This is a genomic window from Pseudomonas rossensis (assembly GCF_039888995.1).
Lineage (GTDB): Bacteria > Pseudomonadota > Gammaproteobacteria > Pseudomonadales > Pseudomonadaceae > Aquipseudomonas > Aquipseudomonas rossensis.
On sequence record NZ_JBBWCB010000027.1, the window covers coordinates 26,899 to 45,016 of the forward strand.

At 60.0% G+C, this 18,118-nt stretch carries 21 protein-coding genes; 14 read left to right on the plus strand and 7 right to left on the minus strand.

The annotated features are described in order from the left end of the window. The first annotated feature begins 650 nt into the window (after window positions 1-650). The 3 genes from WLY71_RS10070 to WLY71_RS10080 are packed head-to-tail and all read left to right on the plus strand — an operon-like array spanning window position 651 to window position 5,064. Complete coding sequence (locus tag WLY71_RS10070) at window positions 651-2,387, plus strand: type I secretion system permease/ATPase (protein WP_347803434.1); 1,737 nt, start codon at window positions 651-653, stop codon at window positions 2,385-2,387. A 6-nt stretch (window positions 2,388-2,393) separates the two neighbouring features. Beyond that, entirely contained in the window at window positions 2,394-3,734 is a 1,341-nt protein-coding gene (locus WLY71_RS10075) for an HlyD family type I secretion periplasmic adaptor subunit (RefSeq protein ID WP_347803435.1), read from the plus strand. A 1-nt stretch (window position 3,735) separates the two neighbouring features. Next, window positions 3,736-5,064 (plus strand): TolC family outer membrane protein, encoded by a 1,329-nt coding sequence (locus WLY71_RS10080; protein ID WP_347803436.1) that lies wholly within the window; start codon window positions 3,736-3,738, stop codon window positions 5,062-5,064. 175 nt (window positions 5,065-5,239) lie between these two features. On the opposite strand, the gene WLY71_RS10085 is transcribed toward WLY71_RS10080, so the two are convergent. Together WLY71_RS10085 and WLY71_RS10090 are read right to left on the minus strand one after the other, a co-directional pair. Further along, the gene (locus WLY71_RS10085) at window positions 5,240-6,085 is read right to left on the minus strand and encodes a nitrilase family protein (protein ID WP_347803437.1); all 846 of its coding nucleotides are present in this window, start codon (window positions 6,083-6,085) and stop codon (window positions 5,240-5,242) included. Then, window positions 6,082-7,581, minus strand: coding sequence for a purine-cytosine permease family protein (locus WLY71_RS10090; RefSeq protein ID WP_347803438.1), 1,500 nt, complete (start codon window positions 7,579-7,581; stop codon window positions 6,082-6,084). The genes WLY71_RS10085 and WLY71_RS10090 overlap by 4 nt, the downstream gene beginning before the upstream one ends. A gap of 147 nt (window positions 7,582-7,728) precedes the next feature. On the opposite strand from WLY71_RS10090, the gene WLY71_RS10095 reads away from it, so the two are divergent. Further along, window positions 7,729-8,631 (plus strand): LysR family transcriptional regulator, encoded by a 903-nt coding sequence (locus tag WLY71_RS10095; protein ID WP_140894216.1) that lies wholly within the window; start codon window positions 7,729-7,731, stop codon window positions 8,629-8,631. 30 nt (window positions 8,632-8,661) lie between these two features. Here the strand turns inward: WLY71_RS10095 and WLY71_RS10100 are convergent, their stop codons facing one another. Beyond that, the gene (locus tag WLY71_RS10100; RefSeq protein WP_347803439.1) at window positions 8,662-9,195 is read right to left on the minus strand and encodes a cysteine hydrolase family protein; all 534 of its coding nucleotides are present in this window, start codon (window positions 9,193-9,195) and stop codon (window positions 8,662-8,664) included. Window positions 9,196-9,450: 255 nt separating this feature from the next. Continuing rightward, window positions 9,451-11,178, minus strand: a complete 1,728-nt coding sequence (gene ggt, locus WLY71_RS10105; RefSeq protein ID WP_347803440.1) for a gamma-glutamyltransferase — start codon at window positions 11,176-11,178, stop codon at window positions 9,451-9,453. 150 nt (window positions 11,179-11,328) lie between these two features. On the opposite strand from ggt, the gene WLY71_RS10110 reads away from it, so the two are divergent. Continuing rightward, window positions 11,329-11,844, plus strand: coding sequence for a methylated-DNA--[protein]-cysteine S-methyltransferase (locus WLY71_RS10110; RefSeq protein WP_347803441.1), 516 nt, complete (start codon window positions 11,329-11,331; stop codon window positions 11,842-11,844). A gap of 8 nt (window positions 11,845-11,852) precedes the next feature. Here the strand turns inward: WLY71_RS10110 and WLY71_RS10115 are convergent, their stop codons facing one another. Together WLY71_RS10115 and WLY71_RS10120 are read right to left on the minus strand one after the other, a co-directional pair. Then, complete coding sequence (locus WLY71_RS10115; RefSeq protein WP_347803442.1) at window positions 11,853-12,446, minus strand: NUDIX domain-containing protein; 594 nt, start codon at window positions 12,444-12,446, stop codon at window positions 11,853-11,855. 61 nt (window positions 12,447-12,507) lie between these two features. Further along, window positions 12,508-12,945, minus strand: a complete 438-nt coding sequence (locus WLY71_RS10120; protein ID WP_347803443.1) for a hemerythrin domain-containing protein — start codon at window positions 12,943-12,945, stop codon at window positions 12,508-12,510. A 150-nt stretch (window positions 12,946-13,095) separates the two neighbouring features. On the opposite strand from WLY71_RS10120, the gene WLY71_RS10125 reads away from it, so the two are divergent. Beyond that, on the plus strand, window positions 13,096-13,527 hold the full coding sequence (locus tag WLY71_RS10125; RefSeq protein ID WP_347803444.1) for a GNAT family N-acetyltransferase: 432 nt from the start codon (window positions 13,096-13,098) through the stop codon (window positions 13,525-13,527). Between the two features lie 156 nt (window positions 13,528-13,683). Here WLY71_RS10125 and WLY71_RS10130 read toward each other — a convergent pair whose 3' ends face one another. Continuing rightward, complete coding sequence (locus WLY71_RS10130) at window positions 13,684-14,034, minus strand: hypothetical protein (RefSeq protein ID WP_347803445.1); 351 nt, start codon at window positions 14,032-14,034, stop codon at window positions 13,684-13,686. Window positions 14,035-14,194: 160 nt separating this feature from the next. On the opposite strand from WLY71_RS10130, the gene WLY71_RS10135 reads away from it, so the two are divergent. The 8 genes from WLY71_RS10135 to WLY71_RS10170 all read left to right on the plus strand — a co-directional run bounded on the left by WLY71_RS10135 (window position 14,195) and on the right by WLY71_RS10170 (window position 18,111). Then, complete coding sequence (locus tag WLY71_RS10135) at window positions 14,195-14,443, plus strand: hypothetical protein (protein ID WP_008154823.1); 249 nt, start codon at window positions 14,195-14,197, stop codon at window positions 14,441-14,443. A gap of 20 nt (window positions 14,444-14,463) precedes the next feature. Continuing rightward, entirely contained in the window at window positions 14,464-14,793 is a 330-nt protein-coding gene (locus WLY71_RS10140; RefSeq protein ID WP_347803446.1) for a DUF6388 family protein, read from the plus strand. Between the two features lie 35 nt (window positions 14,794-14,828). Beyond that, a complete protein-coding gene (locus WLY71_RS10145; RefSeq protein WP_347803447.1) occupies window positions 14,829-15,533 on the plus strand; it encodes a YoaK family protein in 705 nt (234 codons plus the stop codon). Window positions 15,534-15,731: 198 nt separating this feature from the next. After that, a complete protein-coding gene (gene tusD / locus WLY71_RS10150; protein WP_223430577.1) occupies window positions 15,732-16,124 on the plus strand; it encodes a sulfurtransferase complex subunit TusD in 393 nt (130 codons plus the stop codon). A 1-nt stretch (window position 16,125) separates the two neighbouring features. Further along, a complete protein-coding gene (tusC, locus tag WLY71_RS10155; RefSeq protein ID WP_347803448.1) occupies window positions 16,126-16,488 on the plus strand; it encodes a sulfurtransferase complex subunit TusC in 363 nt (120 codons plus the stop codon). Then, window positions 16,488-16,781, plus strand: coding sequence for a sulfurtransferase complex subunit TusB (tusB, locus tag WLY71_RS10160; RefSeq protein ID WP_347803449.1), 294 nt, complete (start codon window positions 16,488-16,490; stop codon window positions 16,779-16,781). The genes tusC and tusB overlap by 1 nt, the downstream gene beginning before the upstream one ends. After that, window positions 16,778-17,113, plus strand: coding sequence for a TusE/DsrC/DsvC family sulfur relay protein (locus WLY71_RS10165; RefSeq protein ID WP_347803450.1), 336 nt, complete (start codon window positions 16,778-16,780; stop codon window positions 17,111-17,113). The genes tusB and WLY71_RS10165 overlap by 4 nt, the downstream gene beginning before the upstream one ends. Further along, on the plus strand, window positions 17,110-18,111 hold the full coding sequence (locus tag WLY71_RS10170) for a glycosyl transferase family protein (protein WP_347803451.1): 1,002 nt from the start codon (window positions 17,110-17,112) through the stop codon (window positions 18,109-18,111). Before WLY71_RS10165 ends, WLY71_RS10170 begins: the two co-directional genes overlap by 4 nt. The last annotated feature ends 7 nt before the right edge of the window (window positions 18,112-18,118 follow it).

Consider the following 18,118-nt stretch of genomic DNA (forward strand, 5'->3'; position numbering starts at 1 on the left):
CACGGGACGATAAGAATCCTCCCACGCCCAGTCCGGTGCTGGCTTGCGCAGTGTGTTGGTTCTTTTTTTTTGGCGAGCGCTGGCGCGGGAAGGCAGAGCCGTTACACGGCCCCTCCGGGATGCGCGCCTGGAATTCGCGAAAGAATGGCTCGCTGAGCGATTAGGCAGAGCGAGTCCGAGCCCTGGGTGGGCCATGGAAACTTGAAGTAAAGGCGAACTTGCTGAACAGCCCCTTCACTCTGCAGAAGAACGAAATAATCGACATGCTGTGCTCCCTCGGGAAAATCATCGCGCCTTGCGTTGCCAAAAAGTTGACAGGCTCCAGACGCGCGGTTCCCTCATTGACAGAGACTAAAGTTGCATAGCGAAAAATTGTCAATTTTACGACACGTAAAACTGACGACTGGTGATTGGCCTTATAACTAGTTGTTTTTGTGGGACTTATAGGCAGTTCTTCGCACTGTTAGAGCGAAATGTTATTTCAGATTGATTCGACGCCACCTACGCTGCTGGCTATGGAAGCAACGCAGAGATTTGCAGGAGATTCGCCCTAGAGCGACCGCCCTGCATATCGATCAGCTGCCTGCGGACTACATCTTTTAGCTGCTATGCCGCAAGGGCTAACGGCTTTTCGAAGAGGGGTCACCCAAATGCACAAACAATCGAGCACTCGATCAGAACTGGCTGACGCGCTTTTTCGACTCCGCCGCAGTTTTTACTCGCTGGCAGGGTTCAGCGGCGTCATCAACGTCATGATGTTGACGCCAGCTATTTATATGTTGCAGGTCTATGATCGGGCCTTGGTGAGTCGCAACGTCACAACGTTGACGATGTTGACCATTCTGGTGATAGGCCTGTTCTTGCTGATGGCCACACTGGAAATGTTCCGCACCCGCGTGTTGATCCGGGTCGGCAACTGCCTCGACATGGACCTCAATCGACGCATTTTCACCGCAGCATTCGAGCGCAACCTGAGCCGCGCCGGAGGTAATCCGGCCCAGGCCCTGCAAGATCTCGCGCAGGTGCGTCAGTTCCTCACCGGCAATGGCCTGTTCGCTTTCTTTGATGCGCCATGGACGCCGATCTACCTGCTGGTCGCCTATCTGATCCACCCGCTGCTCGGACTGATCACGCTGATCGGCTCGCTGATTCTGGTGGGCCTGGCTTATCTCACCGAGAAGGCGACGCAAAAGCCGCTGGCCGAAGCCAATCAGGCCGCCCTCTCCTCCGCCAGCTACGCCAACAACAACCTGCGCAACGCCGAGGTCATCGAGGCCATGGGCATGCTGCCGGCGATCGGCAAGCGCTGGTACCAAAGCCATTTGCGCATACTGGAAATGCAGACCCTGGCCTCCGACCGTGCCGCCCTGATCAGCAGCACCGGGCGCTTCGTGCGTATCACTTTGCAGTCGCTGATCCTCGGCGCCGGCGCGCTGCTGGCGATCGAAGGCAAGATCACCCCCGGGATGATGATTGCTTGCTCGATCCTCACCGGCCGCGCGCTGGGCCCGGTGGAACAAGTCATCGCGTCGTGGAAGCAGCTGCTTGGCTGCCGTTCGGCTTGGGGCCGGTTGAACGACATGCTGAACGACTATCCGCGCCGGCCACCGAGCATGTCGCTGCAGCGGCCGGTGGGCATGCTGGCGGTGGAGAATGTGTATGCCGGTGCCCCCGGCACCGGCAACACGATTCTGCGCGGGGTGAGCTTCAACCTTTCCCCCGGCGAAAGCCTTGGCATTATCGGTCCATCCGCCTCGGGCAAATCCACCCTCGCCCGCCTGTTGGTCGGCGTCTGGCCGGCACAGGCCGGCAAGGTGCGCCTGGACGGCGCAGACATATTCACCTGGAACAAGGGCGAACTTGGCCCCTGGCTCGGTTACCTGCCACAGGACGTGGAGCTGTTCGAGGGCACCATCGCCGACAACATTGCGCGCTTTGGCGAAGTGGACAGCGACGCGGTCATCCGCGCCGCCAGGACGACTGGAGTGCACGAGATGATCCTGCGTTTGGCGCAGGGTTATGAGACCCGTCTGGGCACCGATGGCAGCCCGCTTTCCGGTGGCCAGAAGCAACGCATCGCCTTGGCCCGCGCGCTGTACGGAGAACCCAATCTGATTGTGCTGGATGAGCCGAACGCCAACCTCGACGACGTCGGTGAAAAGGCCTTGGTCGATGCGCTGACCCAACTCAAAAACCGCGGCGCCACCGTCATTCTGATTTCCCACCGTCCCAATGTGCTCTGCGCCGTCGATAAGGTGCTGATGCTGCGCGACGGCGGCGTGCAGATGCTCGGCACTCGCGACGAAGTATTCGCAGCGCTGCGCAAGGCCAGTGTGATGCCTGCAGGCGCATCAACTCCGCTGGCCTCCGTCAAAGCACGGGAGTAACCGATCATGCAAATGAGCCAACACACCGACATGATTCTCGCCGATCCCAAGAACGAAGTGGATCTGGACGTCGGTAAACCCGTGCGCTGGGGCATGTTGCTGATGCTCGCCGGCTTCGGCGGTTTCCTCCTGTGGTCCTGGCTGGCGCCGCTGGATGCCGGCGTGGTAGCGACAGGCACGGTAAAAGTCACCAGCAATCGCAAAGCCGTGCAGCATCTGAGCGGCGGCACCGTGGAGGCCATTCTTGTTCGCGAAGGTGATACAGTGAAAAAAGGCCAGGAGGTGGTCCGCCTCGACTCGCTGCGTGCCGCGTCCGAACAGGGTGCGGTCAGCGCCCAGTACATCGTCAGCAAGACGGTGGAAAACCGCCTGGAAGCGGAACGCGACGGCCGCGATGTGGTGAACTACGATCCCGAATTGCTCAAGCGCTTCGGGAATGACCACCGCCTGGTGGCCGCCATGAATCTGCAACAACGCCTGCTGGACACCCGGCGCGCCGGCCTCGCTGGCGAAATCAGCATCCTGCAGGAAAACCTCGCGGCGTCGGCGGTGCAGCTCAAGGGCCTGCAGCAGGTCTATGGCGCCCGCGCCTCGCAGATCAACTTCCTCAACCAGGAACTAAAAGGCACCCGCGCGCTGGCGGCCGAAGGCTATGTCCCGCGCAACCGCCTGCTTGAGCTTGAACGCAGCAATGCCGACCTCTCCGCCGGCCAGGCCGAGAACCTCAATAACATCGCTCGCATACGTAGCCAGACCACCGAAATCAAGCTGCGCATCCTGCAGCGCCAGCACGATTACCAGAAGGAAGTCGAATCGCAGCTCACCGACACCGCCAAGGAAAACACCACCCTGGCCGACCGCTTGCGTGCGCTGGACTATGAAGTGACCCACACGGTGATTCGGTCGCCGATCGATGGCATGGTCCAGTCCCTGAGCATTGCGACCATCGGCGGGATCATTCAGCCCGGCTTCAAGATCATGGAAATCGTTCCGGACAACGAACCGCTGCAAGTCGACGCGATGATTCCCGTGCAGGCCATCGACAAAATGGTCCCCGGCCTGGCCGTGGACATCGCCTTCCCGGCCTTCAACCACGCCCAGACGCCCAACATCCCCGGCCGCGTGAAGACCGTCTCCGCCGACCGCCTGCTCGACGAGGAAAGCAAGGAACCGTTCTACCTGGCTCAGGTAGAAGTCACGCCCGATGGCATGAGCCTTCTTGGCAGCAATCACATTCGTCCCGGTATGCCCGCCAGCGTCACCATCAAGACTGGCGAGCGCAGCATGATGAGCTACCTTCTCAAACCAATGCTTGAGCGTGTCGACAGCTCCTTCAAGGAACAATGAAATGGACCGTCATTGCCTGTTCTTCTGCCTGCTGGCGCTGTCCCTCCCGACCTGCGCCATGGACCTCAAACAAGCCTGGGATCTGTTGCAGTACCAAGGCCCCGTCTATCGCGCCGCCGTGCATGAAAAGGAGGCCGGTGTGGAAAACCGCGCCATCGGCATGGCGGGTTTGCTACCGCAGATCAGTGCCTCGGCCTACGACAACAAGGTCAATGGCACCCAGCGCCAGAGCGGCGTCGAAAGGGATCTCGACTACGACTCCAAGGGCGCTAACGTGCGCTTGCGCCAACCGCTGTTCAACAAACAGAAAATGGCCGAGTACCGCCAAGGTAAACAGCGTGCCGACTACAGCGTCGCGGTGTTCGATGCCAAGAGCCAGGACGCCGCGGTGCGCCTGGCCGAAAGCTATTTCGATGTGCTCCTGGCCAGCGAAACCATCGTCCTTGCCAAGTCCAAGCTGAGCGCCTTCGACGAGCAACTCGCCTCGGCGAATCGGCGCATGGAGTTGGGGGCCGGCACCGTCACCGACATCGACGAGTCGGCCGCTCGCCGCGACCTCGCCGCGGTTGAGCTGATCGAAGCGCAGGACAACCTGGTCAACGCGCGCCGCAAGCTTGAGGAATTTATCGGTGAAACCCCCGAATCGCTGACCACCTTGCGTCCGAGCTTCAATACGCCACCGCTGCTACCGAGCAACCTGCAGGACTGGTTGGTCAAAGCCCAGAGCGACAGCCCGCTGATCCATGCGCGCCGTCATAGCAGCGACCTTGCCGAAGAAGAAGTAAAGCGCGCCAGGGCCGGCCACTGGCCGACACTGGATTTCGTTGCCGGCTACACCGCGGGCGATAGCCAATCAATCTCCGAGCTCAATCAACGCAACCGCTACGGCTCAATCGGGCTGGAAGTAAACTTCCCGTTGTACAGCGGTGGCGGCACCAGCGCGTTGACACGCCAGGCCAGTGCCAATAGCTATCAGGCCCTGGACGAGCTCGACGCCACGCGCCAGGAAGTCATCACCGGTACCACCCGTGAGTATCGCGGCGTAGAGAGCGGCGCCCAACGTATTCACGCGCTGGAGAAGGCAGTGGAGTCCAACGAACGCTCACTGACTTCGACACGCAAGGGCTTCAAAGAAGGAGGCACCAGCACCAACTCGGACGTCCTCAACGCCGAAGAGCTGCTCTTCGTTGCGCGCCACGATCTGTTCGAGGCCAAGCTGCGCTACTTGATGTCGCGCCTGCGCCTGGCCTCTTCGGTGGGCAGTCTGGGCGACGACGATATCGACCACATCAACGACTACCTCGGCCCGGAACTGCTGGTCACCAACTAACTTTCACCTGCGCGGCAATTTTTACAAGGTGGTCGGCAGAACCCGGGCACGCAACAGCGTGCCCTTCGCCCACCTTCGAGGATGCGCCGCTTCGCACTTATCGCCCTGCATTACAGTCCGCTACGGGCCGAAAGCACACACCCGTTCTACCTCACCGTCAGAAAACGCCACTGCATTACTCAACCAAACTACTCAACCCATACAACTGCGACCGCCGATCCCGATGCAAATCATTACGCGCACTGATCCGCTTATTCCGCGCCTCAGCAAGATTCAGCGTCGCCAGCAGAATCTGCTCGCCACCCTGCTCCGCCGGCTCTGCCACAGGGTAGCCATCGGCATCGACGATCACCGAGCCTTGCACCCAACTGACCCCTCGTTCATGACCATGCCGATCACACGCGGCGATGAACATTCGGTTGACCGAGGCGTTGGCCTGGACTCGCACAACTTCGGCCGGACGCTCGGTTTGCGGCCGTGGCCCATCGGGCCAATTGACCGGTGCGCAGAGCAGGTCCGCACCGGCCAGCGCCGGGAGTCGCACCCACTCGGGGAATTCCAGGTCGTAGCAAATCAGCATGCCGATTCGTCCATGAACGGTTTCTACAACCGGCGGCGCGTCGTTGCCGGCGCTGAAGATTTCGTTCTCGCCATCCCAGAGGTGCGCCTTGCGGTACACGGCGCGCAGGCCTTGGGCATCGATCATCGCCGCGCTGTTGGCCAGTTCATCGCCGGCTAACCGCTCGCAGAATCCACCCACCACGACGATGTTCAATTCCCGGGCCAGCGCCGTCCACAGAAGCAAGGTCGGCCCTTCGACGGTTTCCGCCAGGGACAGGGCTTCGCTGCGGTCGGCAAACAAGTAGCCGCTCTGGACCAGTTCAGGTAGCACCACCACCTGGGCGCCCTGGTAAGCCGCCGAGCGAATCGCCCGTTCGGTCAGCTTCCGGTTGTAAGCGAGGTCGCCTATTTTCGGCGCCAGTTGGCAGCAAGCGACCACGGTACTTTTTGTGCTGTTCAACGCCCCTCCTCCACAGACTGATGAGCCATGGAAACAATGTCGCTCTCAGTAATCGAGTCGATAATCCGGCGTTCGTACTCAAGGTCTATCGAACGGCTGAGGAGGTAATACGTCAGGCCCGAGACCACCAGGCCAACCAGCCAGGCGATATCCACGCCTTCCAGCATCCGCGCCAGCGGCCCGACGAACACCTCTTTGCCGGCCGCCGCATCAAAGATGTAGAAGAACGGCACCATGGCGGCGAAGCCAATCAGATAAGAGACGATGCCGCGAAATTGCCAGGCGCCGTAAATGCCCTTCGGCGTGAAGAAATGCGGGATCGCGTAGCGGCCTTTGCGCACGAAGAAGTAGTCCACCAGATTGACCGCGGTCCACGGTACGAGGAAGTACAGGAGCAGCACGAGGAAGGTGTTCAACAGGGCGATGCCATCGCCTTTGATCGACAGCACACAGGTCAACAGAATGACGCTGATCGCGGAGATCGACATCACTCGGGCACGAGGTGTCGGTGTGATTTTTTTGATCGAATCCACACCCGTCAGCAACGTCAGCATGGCGCTGTAGGTGTTGAGCGCGATGATCGGCAGAAAGCCCGCCACCGAGACAATCACCAACACATTACCCAGGCCTGGAATCATCGAAGAGCCAACCTGATTCAGCGCCACCAGCGCATCCGCCGCTTTCAACTGCTGCGCAAGCCAGGCCCCGAGGCCGATCATCCAGCCGCCCGACAACGAGGCGCCGATGAATACGGCGGCGATCAGTTTTGGCCGGCTGGTGTTTTTCGGCAGGTAACGGGAATAGTCAGAGACATAAGGCGCATAGGAAATGTTGTAGCTCGCGCCGATGGCAAACAGTGTGGCAAAGGCAATCCAGCTGAAACCCAGGTCGGTCGCCGGGGTGACGCCCTCCTGGCCTGCGCCGAACATCAAGGCGATGGTGACCAGCGCATACAGCGGCAACGTGGCCAGCAACGCCCACTTGAAGGCTTTGTGCATCAAGTCGTGGCCGTAAATCGACAGCAGCGCGCCGATCAGCACCACGGCGACGGCAACGATGGTCGGGTCGATGCCAAACACGTGTTCGAGGCCGTTCATGATCAGCGAGATGTTCACCACGTTGAAACCGACGAACACAAACATCGTCGCCATCAAGGCCAGGATCACCCCGCGATAACCAAACTGCGCACGCGACTGGATCATTTGCGGCAGACCCATTTCCGGACCTTGCGAGCCATGAAACGCCATGAAAATGGTGCCGAACATGATGCCCAGCGCACCGGCCAACATCGTCCACAGCGCCGACAAACCCAGGCTTGGGCCGACAAAACCGATGGAGATGGTGAAGAAGTGGAAGTTGCCTAGAAACCAGAAAGGGCCCTGGCTGCTGAGCTTGGCGTGACGTTCGTTTTCCGGAATGTAATCGATCGAGTGGCCTTCGATGGCCAACCCGCTGCTCGCCTCGATGGCGTGCGCAGAATGAGGGGACCCTGACATATGAGTATTCCTATGCTGGTGATTGTTGTTTTTATGGGCAAGGCGCCGGTTTCATTGCAATGTAGGGCGTTGGTCAGGGCTGTAAAATATCGCAGGCAAACTGTTCACATAGATCCACGCCTATGTAAGTGAGTATCGGGAGCACGCATGCTGGGAACTGTATCGGAGCTGGATCTGCGTTTGATCCGGGTATTTCTGACCGTCGTTGAGGCGGGCGGGATCTCGGCCGCGCAAACGGCGCTCAACACCACGCAACCCACCATCAGTGCGCAATTGGCGACGCTGGAAGCGCGGGTGGGGTTTCGTCTTTGCGAACGCGGGCGCGGCGGATTTTCGGTGACGCCCAAGGGCAGCCAGTTTGTCGAGGCGGCGCGCCGATTACTGGCGGCGGCCGAAGGGTTCCGGGTTGAAGTCCAGCACATCAATCGCAAGGTGTCAGGCAACATCAACATCGGCCTGCTCGGTCAAATCGATCCGGTTGCCAACAAGAAAATCGCCTTGGCCATTGCGCGATTACGGTCCCGACATGAAGGGCTGTATTTCCATTTCACAGAGCTGTCGTCATCGCTGCTGGAAGAGAAAATCATCAACGGCCATATCGATCTGGCGATCGGCTATTTCTGGCACCGCCTGCCCAACATTGATTACTTTGCGTTGTTCCAGGAAACCCAGATCGCCTATTGCGCCCCCACTCACCCGCTGTTTGAGCAAGTGGGCGAACTGACCCGGGATGACGTCAGCGATTACGATTGGGTATGGCCCAGCCATCCCTTGCCGGAAATGCCGGCGCCTACTTCGATAGAACGCCTGACGGTGCTCACTGACAGCATGGACGGCGCCGCCCTGCTCATTCTGTCGGGCCAGCATTTGGGCTTTCTGCCGCAGCACTATGCGGCGAAGCATGAACAACTGGGGCAGTTGCATCCGCTGAATCCTGAGCTGTTGCGCTATGAGGTCGGCTTTCATGCGGCGGTCAGGCATTCCGCGCGTCAGCGGGATTTGGTGAGTGCTTTTTTGACTGAATTGATCGACATTTTCGGGGCCGTGTAAGCGTCAACGGGAGCAAGCCCCTCACCAGTTTCAGATCCGGATTTCGCTGGTCGGGATAACGTCGATCCGCGCCACGGGCCCCGTCAAGTGCGCCAGGTCTGCGTTGTGCTCGGTGATGATGTCTTCGGCGGCGAGGTTGCCGTTGTCGACGGTGGAATGCGCATCGGCGGCGAGCACTACGTCATAGCCCAGGTTCAGGGCCTGGCGGACAGTGGCGTTGACGCAATAGTCGGTTTGCAGCCCGCAGATGATTAGGCGGTCGGTGCCCAGATCCTGCAATTGGGCTTGCAAGTGGGTCCGGTAGAACGAGTCTCGATTGGTTTTTCGCACGCGAAGGTCTTGCGGCGACGTCATCAGGCTTTCGGCCAGTTGCCAGCCTTCGGAACCGTGTTGCAGCGGGTCGCCCTTTTCTTCGTGCTGGATGAGGATGACCGGGATGCCTGCTTCGCGAGCCTTGGCACTGAGGTCGTTGATGTTCTCGATAACGCGCGTGATCTCAAAACATTCGTATTTGCCAGTGCACAGGGATTGCTGGACATCGATGATCAGCAGTGCGGTAGCCATGAGCTTCCTCCCTTGATAGGTCGGTGAATCGGCAACGGATTTAGAATCCGTTCCCCTTTTAACTTGTAGCAGCTGCCGAGCCTGCGAGGCTGCGTTCGAGCGCGAAGCGGTCGTAATCCCACAAATGTGGTCTACCTGAATGAACGCGGTCAACCGATTTACGACTGCTACGCAGTCGAACGCAGCCTCGCAGGCTCGGCAGCTGCTACGGGATCGGGGGCCACCCTCAAGAATTGGGATGGCCTCAGACCTGCATCAATAACCGAGCGACAACCCGGTATTACGACGTGGATCGTTCGCCCCATAGAAGCGGTTCTTGCCCACCGGCTTGCCTTCCAGCGACGGTGCGCCGACCAGAATCGCCGCCACATGGTTGGCGTCCTGTGGGCCGGCAAACTTGTGCCCCCAACTTTCGAGCATCTTCACCGTATCGGGACTGGTAGTGAAGGTCTCCAGGTTGGTCTCTTCCGGCAACCACTGCTGGTGGAAGCGGGGTGCATCGACCGCTTCCTGGATGTTCATCCCGTAGTCGATCACGTTGAGGATGGTCAGCAAGGTGGCGGAGATGATGCGACTGCCACCGGGGGTGCCGACGACCATTACGACTTTGCCGTCCTTGGTGACGATGGTCGGGCTCATGGACGACAGCGGTGCCTTGCCGGGAGCGATGACATTGGCCTCCCCTTGCACCAGGCCGTACATGTTCGGCACGCCGATTTTCGAGGTAAAGTCATCCATCTCGTCGTTGAGAATGACCCCGGTTTTGCTGGCCATGACGCCAGCGCCGAACCAGTCGTTCAGGGTGTACGTCACCGAGACCGCGTTGCCCCACTTGTCGACGATGGAGTAATGGGTGGTGTTACTGCCTTCGTGTGGGGCCACACCGGGTTTGATCTCGCGGGACACACCGGCCTTTTGCGGATCGATGGCGGTACGGATTTTGGTGGCGTAGTTTTTATCCAGCAGATGGTCGATCGGGTTTTTCACGAAATCCGGGTCGCCCAGGTAGCTGTTGCGGTCCACGTAAGCGTGGCGCATCGCTTCGATCTGATAGTGCATGCCCTGGGCCGAGTGATAGCCCAGGTCTTTCATCGGATAGCCTTCGAGAATGTTCATGATCTCGCAAATCACCACGCCACCGGAGCTTGGCGGTGGGGCCGAGACGACGTGGTAGCCGCGGTAATCGCACTCGATCGGGGCCAGTTCACGAGTCTTGTATTTGTCGAGGTCGGCCTGGGTGATGATGCCCTTGTTAGCCTGACTGGAGGTGACGATGGCGTCGGCCACCCAGCCTTTGTAGAAGCCGTCTTCGCCCTTTTCGGAAATTTCCAGGAGGGTTTTGGCCAGATCCTTCTGCACCAGTTTTTGCCCCACCTGCATCGGCTCGCCGTTGCTCAGGAAGATCGAGCCGGAATCGCGCATGTCCTTTTTGAAGACGTCGGTGGCGTACTCCAGTAACTCGACATCGCCCTGCTCCAGCTCAAATCCGTCTTCGGCGAGCTTGATGGCCGGGGCGATGACTTCCTTGCGGGGTTTGGTGCCGTATTTCGACAGCGCCAGTTCCATCCCGGACACGGTGCCCGGCACGCCGACCGCCAGATGGCCACGGGTGCTCAGGTCAGGGACGACGTTGCCCTCCTTGTCGAGGTACATGTCGGCGGTGGCGGCCAGCGGTGCTTTTTCGCGGAAGTCGAGGAAGGTCTTGCGCCCGTCCGCCAACTGAATGGTCATGAAACCGCCGCCGCCCAGGTTACCCGCCGCGGGATAAACCACCGCCAGCGCATAACCGACCGCTACCGCGGCATCGACGGCGTTGCCGCCGTTCTTGAGCACATCGACGCCCACGTGACTGGCCAGATGCTGGGCGGTGACGACCATACCGTTTTCGGCCGCAACCGGCGCCACGGAGGCCGCATAAGCACTGAGGCAGCTGAGCGCCAATGAGGTCGCAATCAGCGATTTGGCAAAAGGTTCGAACTTCATGAGTCGGTCTCTTTTTGTTTTTAGGCTCTGTACACAAACAGAGGGAAGGCTTCAAGAGCAGAGGCAAGTATGGCTGGGATTGCGTATTGCGCCTCCCCGTCGAGGCAGTATGCTTGCCCTCTGCTCAGCACTTTTACGGAGTCCACCGGCATGAGTTACACCTTCATCACCCTCGTCTCGCCGGTGGGCGAGCTGAAGCTGGTCGCGAACGGCTCACGACTGGCAGCCATCCTCTGGGAAAACGACAAACCCGACCGAGTGCGGCTTGGGCCGATGCGCGAGGCGCCGGATAGTCCGATCCTGATGCGCACCGCTCAGCAGCTGCGGGAATACTTTGCGGGCACGCGCAATCGTTTCGACCTGGAACTGGATTTTGCCGGGACGGAATTTCAGAAGAAGGTCTGGGCGGCATTGCTGACCATTCCGTTTGGGGAGACACGCAGCTATAGCGAGATTGCCCGGCAGATCGGCAATCCCAGTGCGGTTCGGGCAGTGGGCGCCGCGAATGGCAAGAACCCGATTTCGATTGTTGCGCCGTGCCACCGGGTGATTGGCGCTTCGGGGAACTTGACGGGGTTTGCCGGGGGGCTTGAGGCGAAGGAACGGCTGCTGATGCTTGAAGGTTGCGAGTGGTCAGGCCTCAGCAGGACGGGGGAGTTGTTTTGATTTAACGCTCAAGCGTCGGCGAAAATGTTTTTCATCGCCGCATACTGCAGCAACATGATGGTCTTCGCATCGCAGATTTCCCCGCGATAAAACGCCTCAAGTGCGTCGTCGAATCTCCACTCCAGCACTTCCAGCTCCTCGGTCTCCTCCTCCAGTCCGCCGCCATCACTGACCTTGGAAGCGGCATCGTACTCAGCGATGAAGAAGTGCAGCTTTTCAGTCACCGAGCCGGGGCTCATGTAGGCCTCGAACACCTTGTGCACATGGTGCACGCGATAACCGGTTTCTTCCTCGGCTTCTTCGCGGATGCGCTCCTCAGGCGCCGCACCTTCGAGCAGCCCCGCCGCCACTTCGATCAGCAAGCCATCGTGGCCGTTGACGAACACCGGCAATCGGAATTGCCGGGTCAACACCACGGTTTTCTTGTCACGGTTGAACAGCAGAATCGCCGCGCCGTTGCCACGGTCATAGACCTCGCGGGTCTGGCGCTGCCATTCGCCATTGTTGCGCAGGTAATCGAAGGTGATTTTCTTCAGCAAGTACCAGTCGTGGGACAACACCTGGGATTCGATGAGGTTGACCCGCTCGGCTGTGTTCGACATGACAACGCATCCCTTTTTTCGTCGGAAGGCGCACATGTTAGGCGAAAACGAAAGCCTGGCGCTAAGAAAGCTGGGCCTTGTATTCCTTCACATATTGCCCCGCCAGCGTCTCTTTCTGTTTGTCGTCGAGCAACTTGCCGGCCATCTGGAAGAACTTCTGCTCTTCCTCATCCATGTGGTGATTGACCTTCTCGGCGAGCTTCTTCGCGGCCGCCAGCCAAGCCGGACTGGACATCTCGGTTTCGTCCAGCGCCTCCATCATTTCGTCCATCTCGTGGTGTTCGGCAATCGCATGGCGGCTGAGGTCGACGCCGTTATCGAACTCCATCAGCGGGATGTAGAAATGGCGTTCTTCAGCGGTTTCGTGGGCCTGAAGTTCGGACTTGAACCGCTTGTAAGCCTCGGCCCGCTCGGGTGTGTCGCCGCTGGTCTGGATCAGCGCATCGGCGTAGGTGCGTTGGCGGTCGTGGCTTTCGCGCAAGGCTTCGAAAATATTCACGGATTGTCCTCATAGGCCGCGTTCAGGAATGACGCTGTTTAGGCTAGACATCTGCACCCGAACGACGGTTCCACCTGAAGGCTGGAACAACGACCAGGTGCCGCGATAGTCTTGGAAATGTTTTCCACTCAAACCATAAGGAAATAGCTGATGACCCTGCGAATCGAACGGTCGCAAAACCCCACGGATGAAGAGCGCCAGGCAATCCTGCTGCCGTTGCGCGCCTATAACTCCGCAAAGGCCGGTGTCTCGACGCAAGAGCCCATTGCCTTGTTGGTGCGTAATGAAAACGGCGAGATTCTCGGCGGGCTTCACGGTCGAGTGTTTTACCAATGGTTGTACATCGACCTGCTGTCGGTACCGGAGCAGGCCCGGGGACAGGGCATGGGCACGAAGCTGATGCAGATGGCTGAAGACCTGGCACGGGAAAAGAAATGCATCGGAATCTGGCTCGACACCTTCGACTTCCAGGCGCCGGAGTTCTACAGGAAGCTCGGCTACAGCGAGCTAGGCCAAATCGCTGACTACCCGCCTGGCCACAAGCGCTTCTTTTTCCAGAAGCGCCTGCTCAACGACGCATAACTTGTGGGAGCAGCCCCATTGATGTGATCAACCCCGAACAATTGTGGGAGCGAGCTTGCTCGCGATAGCGGCAGGTCAGTCGACATCAATGTTGAATGGAAAACCGCTATCGCGAGCAAGCTCGCTCCCACAGTGGGTATGCGTCAGTCCAAAGGATCAGAGGCAAGTCGCCAACGCCGCCAGTCGGCGCTTGGCCACAAAGTCGTCATGCTGCGCGTAATAATTCAGCACGGTGGCGGAAGCGTCAGTCTTCACGTCCACAAAGGACTCCGCCGAGCGCGTGTAAACGGTGGTGCCGCCCTTCTCGCCAGGCTGCAAATACGCGCCAGCATCGACACCGAACACCCCCTCATCCTGCCAGGAAAACTGCACACACTGGGCGACGACTTTTTCCGGTTTGTCCGAAGTCAGGGTTTTGTTCGGGGTTCCAGTGCGGGCGTCGTTCATCGCCGAGCCCGCGCATCCCGCCAGCAACGTTACGGCCAGCGCCACCATCAGAATTCGCATTGCGTTCGCTCATCAAGAAAAAGCGGACTGTATCACCGCGGCACGGCGTATCGTTCTGCTTTACTTCATTTATACCGCGACACCGAGTGACGATTCGCGCACCCTGTCGCGCCATTAACCCCGCATCGCCCGTTTTCCGGGCTTATTTTCTGGAAAGGTCATGACACCCAACGCCGAATATTACAAACCGACCGCTGAATATGCCGACAAGCTGATCAGCCAGATCGGTCAGACGCCGTCCTGGATTGCCAAGCGAATTGGCGTCACCGACAAGCGGATTCGTTACATCCTCGACGGCGAAAGAACCGTCAAAGGTGAAACCACGCCGATTCAAATGACGTATCCCGAGCAGTTTGCCCTCGAGTGCCTGGCAGCAGCGGCCAAGGCCAGCAAGAAGCAGTCTTCGTAATCCAGCCTCAAGGAGCGACCATGGCGGCAACCGAACAGCAACACGAGCAAGCGCTGAAGAAGTTTCTCGATGAGCGCCCTGAACTGCGCGTCGAACTCGACAACCTCAACCCGCTGTTGGCTCAGGCCAAGGGCGAGACCGCGGCGCAGTACCGCGACGAACGCTTGCATGAAGCCTTTGAAGCCGACGCCGAGCGCCTGGGATTGTTTGCCTGGGAGCTGACGCTGCAACTGACCGCCGCGACGCCCGAGGACTATCAGGCACAGCGCCTGGAAGTGCACAAGGAAGTGGCCGAGATGGCCGGCATGGACTGGCTGGAGTATTGCGAGTTATATGGATTGAGTAAGTGACCATTTCGGTCGCTGCCTGAGGACGACCTTCGCTGATGTTGCCATCCCTCTCCACTGACCGCGCGAGCCCAGGCCATCTGCATACCCGCAAATGGCGCGGACGCATCGGCATGTCGCTGGTGGCCAGCCTCTCGGTGCTCGCGGGCATGACCGACGCCATCGGCTTCATGGCCAGCGGTGATTTCGTCTCGTTCATGAGCGGCAACACCACCCGCCTCGCCGTCGCCATCAGCGACGGCGACCTGGGCCTGACCTTGCGCCTGGTGATCCTCGTCGGCACCTTCATCGTCGGCAACGCCTTGGGGATTATCGTCAGCCGCCTCGGCGGTCGTCGGGCACTGCCCTTGCTGCTGTGCATCGCCACGCTGCTCTGCGGCGCCGCTGCCTGGCCCTACGACGAACAATTGCCAGCGCTACTGGCGGCGATCATCGCCATGGGCATGCTCAATGCCGCCGTGGAAGAAGTGAACGGACTGCCGGTCGGCCTGACCTACGTCACCGGCGCCCTGTCGCGCTTCGGCCGTGGGCTGGGACGCTGGATGCTCGGCGAACGTCGCAACGGTTGGCGCGTGCAACTGATCCCCTGGACCGGAATGTTTGCCGGCGCGGTACTCGGCGCCGTGCTGGAACATCATTTGGGGCTCAGGGCCTTGTTTGTCAGCGGTCTGCTGGCCGGCGCCATCGGGCTGCTGTCGCTGAAAATCCCGCGGCGCTGGCAGTTGGGTTACATGCCGCGCTGAATCTTGTGTGGCCTGTGCGGGCCCCATCGCGAGCAAGCTCGCTCCCACAGGGGTTTGTGTGATGCCGAAGATTGTGGCTTCACCGCAAAACGTGTGGGAGCGAGCTTGCTCGCGATGGGGGCCGCACAGACAACATCGATTTAGCCGCCCCGGCGATAAAGCTTTATCATGGCCGCAGTTTTGCTGATCGAGTCCGTCATGAAGTTCGCCATCGCGCTGTTTTCCGCCGCCCATGCGCCCTCCTCGCGCCGCGCCCTGCTGTTTGCTCAGGCTGCGTTGGCCGGTGGGCATGAGATTGTCCGGCTGTTTTTCTATCAGGACGGCGTCTACAACGCTTCCGCAAGCGTGGTCACGCCGCAGGATGAGCAGGATTTGCCCAAGCAATGGCGCAACTTCGTCACCGAGCATCAACTGGACGGCGTCGTGTGCATCGCAGCCGCCCTGCGCCGTGGCGTGTTGAACGAAGAAGAAGCCGGGCGCTATCAGCGTGAAGCCGTTGCGGTGGGCGCGCCGTGGGAATTGTCTGGCCTGGGCCAGTTGCATGACGCGGTGCAGGACGCCGACCGCCTGATCTGTTTCGGAGGCGCGTGAGATGCCTAAATCCTTGCTGATTATCAGCCGTCAGGCGCCCTGGTCCGGGCCGAGTGCGCGGGAAACGCTGGACATCGTGCTGGCCGGCGGCGCGTTCGATCTGCCCATCGGCCTGCTGTTTCTCGATGACGGGGTGTTCCAGCTCGCCGCGAAACAGGACGCCAAGGCCCTCCAGCAGAAGGATCTGAGCGCGAATCTGCAAGCCTTGCCGATGTTCGGTGTCGACGAGCTGTTTGTCTGTGGCGACAGCGTTGCGGAACGGGGCCTGGACCCGGCCGGCTTGTCGCTGGAAGAAGCGCAGGTGCTGGCCGCCCACGAAATCACCGCACTTATTGACCGTTACGACCAGGTGATCACCCTCTGATGTCGACTTTGCATGTGTTGTCTCATTCCCCGTTCGGCGACGATCGCCTGACCAGTTGCCTGCGCGTGATCGGCGCTGACGATGCGCTGCTGCTGACTGGCGACGCGGTTTATGCGTTGCAACCAGGCACCGCGCCGTTCAACGCGCTGAACGCCCGCAATCTGAAACTGTTCGTACTGGCCGAAGACGCCCAGGCTCGCGCGCTGGAGATTCCTGACACAGCCAAGGCCATCGATTACCCGGCCTTCGTCGAGCTGTCGATTCACTACGACAAGGTCAACAGTTGGCTATGAAATCCCTGACGGTCGGCGCACGCGCCATCGAGGTGGACAAGGACGGTTTCCTGGTAGAACTGAGCGACTGGTCCTTTGAGGTGGCCAGCGCCCTGGCAGCCGCCGAAGACATCGAGTTGAGCCCCGAACACTGGGAAATCCTCGAACTGCTGCGCAGCTTCTACGCCGAATTCCAGCTGTCGCCGGCCACCCGTCCGCTGATCAAGTACACAGCAACGAAGCTGGGCCCGGAAAAGGGCAACAGCCTGCACCTGAACCGACTGTTCAAAGGCACCCCTGCCAAACTCGCCGCGAAACTGGCGGGCCTGCCCAAACCGACGAATTGCTTATGACCGACTACCCAGCGCTGACCCTCGAAACCCCCGCCGAACACCCGTTCGCCCAATTCGTGCGCATCCTCGGCAAAGGCAAACGCGGCGCCCGCGACTTGACCCGCGAAGAAGCCCGCGAAGCCATGGGCATGGTGCTCGACCACAAGGTCGAAGACACCCAGCTCGGCGCATTCCTGATGCTATTGCGGCACAAGGAAGAAAGCGCTGAGGAAATGGCCGGGTTCACCGAAGCGTTGCGTGAACGTTTGCAGGCACCGACGTTGAATGTGGATCTGGACTGGCCGACGTATGCCGGCAAGAAACGCCATCTGCCGTGGTATCTGCTGGCGGCCAAGTGCCTGGCGCAGAACGGCGTGCGGATCTTCATGCACGGCGGTGGTGCACACACCTCCGGTCGGCTGTACAGCGAGCAATTGCTGGACGAGTTGAAGATTCCGTTGTGCCGCGACTGGCAGCAGGTCGGCGAGGCGCTCGATAACGGCGGTCTGGCCTTCATGCCGCTGGTGGATTGGGCGCCCCAGCTTCAGCGCATGATCGAGCTGCGCAATACATTGGGCCTGCGTTCGCCAATCCATTCCCTGACGCGGATTCTCAACCCGCTGGGTGCTCGCTGTGGCCTGCAAAGCATTTTCCACCCCGGTTACCAGGCGGTGCATCGCGATGCCAGCGGTTTGCTCGGCGATACCGCGATCGTGGTGAAAGGCGACGGCGGCGAAATCGAGATCAACCCGGACGCCGACAGTCACCTGTATGGCACCACGGGTGGTGAAAGCTGGGACGAGGAATGGCCGCAGCTTTCGGCACAACGCCACGTCAAACCGGCCACCCTCGATCCCGAGCATTTGAAAGCCGTGTGGCGTGGCGACGTAGTCGACAGCTATCCGCAAATGGCACTGATCTCGACCATGGCCCTGGCCTTGCGCGGCCTCGGTCAAACTCGTGAACACGCCTTCGAAACCGCCCAGCAGTATTGGGACGCTCGGGACAAATCTATTTAACCGATCA

Coding starts and splice junctions, on each gene's coding strand:
- WLY71_RS10100 (WP_347803439.1), bottom strand. CDS start 9,195: ATGGCTACCGCACTGCTGATCATCGATGTCCAGCAATCCCTGTGCACT.
- WLY71_RS10135 (WP_008154823.1), top strand. CDS start 14,195: ATGACACCCAACGCCGAATATTACAAACCGACCGCTGAATATGCCGAC.
- WLY71_RS10110 (WP_347803441.1), top strand. CDS start 11,329: ATGAGTTACACCTTCATCACCCTCGTCTCGCCGGTGGGCGAGCTGAAG.
- WLY71_RS10125 (WP_347803444.1), top strand. CDS start 13,096: ATGACCCTGCGAATCGAACGGTCGCAAAACCCCACGGATGAAGAGCGC.
- WLY71_RS10115 (WP_347803442.1), bottom strand. CDS start 12,446: ATGTCGAACACAGCCGAGCGGGTCAACCTCATCGAATCCCAGGTGTTG.
- WLY71_RS10170 (WP_347803451.1), top strand. CDS start 17,110: ATGACCGACTACCCAGCGCTGACCCTCGAAACCCCCGCCGAACACCCG.
- WLY71_RS10095 (WP_140894216.1), top strand. CDS start 7,729: ATGCTGGGAACTGTATCGGAGCTGGATCTGCGTTTGATCCGGGTATTT.
- tusD (WP_223430577.1), top strand. CDS start 15,732: ATGAAGTTCGCCATCGCGCTGTTTTCCGCCGCCCATGCGCCCTCCTCG.
- tusB (WP_347803449.1), top strand. CDS start 16,488: ATGTCGACTTTGCATGTGTTGTCTCATTCCCCGTTCGGCGACGATCGC.
- WLY71_RS10070 (WP_347803434.1), top strand. CDS start 651: ATGCACAAACAATCGAGCACTCGATCAGAACTGGCTGACGCGCTTTTT.
- WLY71_RS10130 (WP_347803445.1), bottom strand. CDS start 14,034: ATGCGAATTCTGATGGTGGCGCTGGCCGTAACGTTGCTGGCGGGATGC.
- WLY71_RS10080 (WP_347803436.1), top strand. CDS start 3,736: ATGGACCGTCATTGCCTGTTCTTCTGCCTGCTGGCGCTGTCCCTCCCG.
- WLY71_RS10145 (WP_347803447.1), top strand. CDS start 14,829: ATGTTGCCATCCCTCTCCACTGACCGCGCGAGCCCAGGCCATCTGCAT.
- WLY71_RS10075 (WP_347803435.1), top strand. CDS start 2,394: ATGCAAATGAGCCAACACACCGACATGATTCTCGCCGATCCCAAGAAC.
- WLY71_RS10165 (WP_347803450.1), top strand. CDS start 16,778: ATGAAATCCCTGACGGTCGGCGCACGCGCCATCGAGGTGGACAAGGAC.
- WLY71_RS10090 (WP_347803438.1), bottom strand. CDS start 7,581: ATGTCAGGGTCCCCTCATTCTGCGCACGCCATCGAGGCGAGCAGCGGG.
- ggt (WP_347803440.1), bottom strand. CDS start 11,178: ATGAAGTTCGAACCTTTTGCCAAATCGCTGATTGCGACCTCATTGGCG.
- tusC (WP_347803448.1), top strand. CDS start 16,126: ATGCCTAAATCCTTGCTGATTATCAGCCGTCAGGCGCCCTGGTCCGGG.
- WLY71_RS10140 (WP_347803446.1), top strand. CDS start 14,464: ATGGCGGCAACCGAACAGCAACACGAGCAAGCGCTGAAGAAGTTTCTC.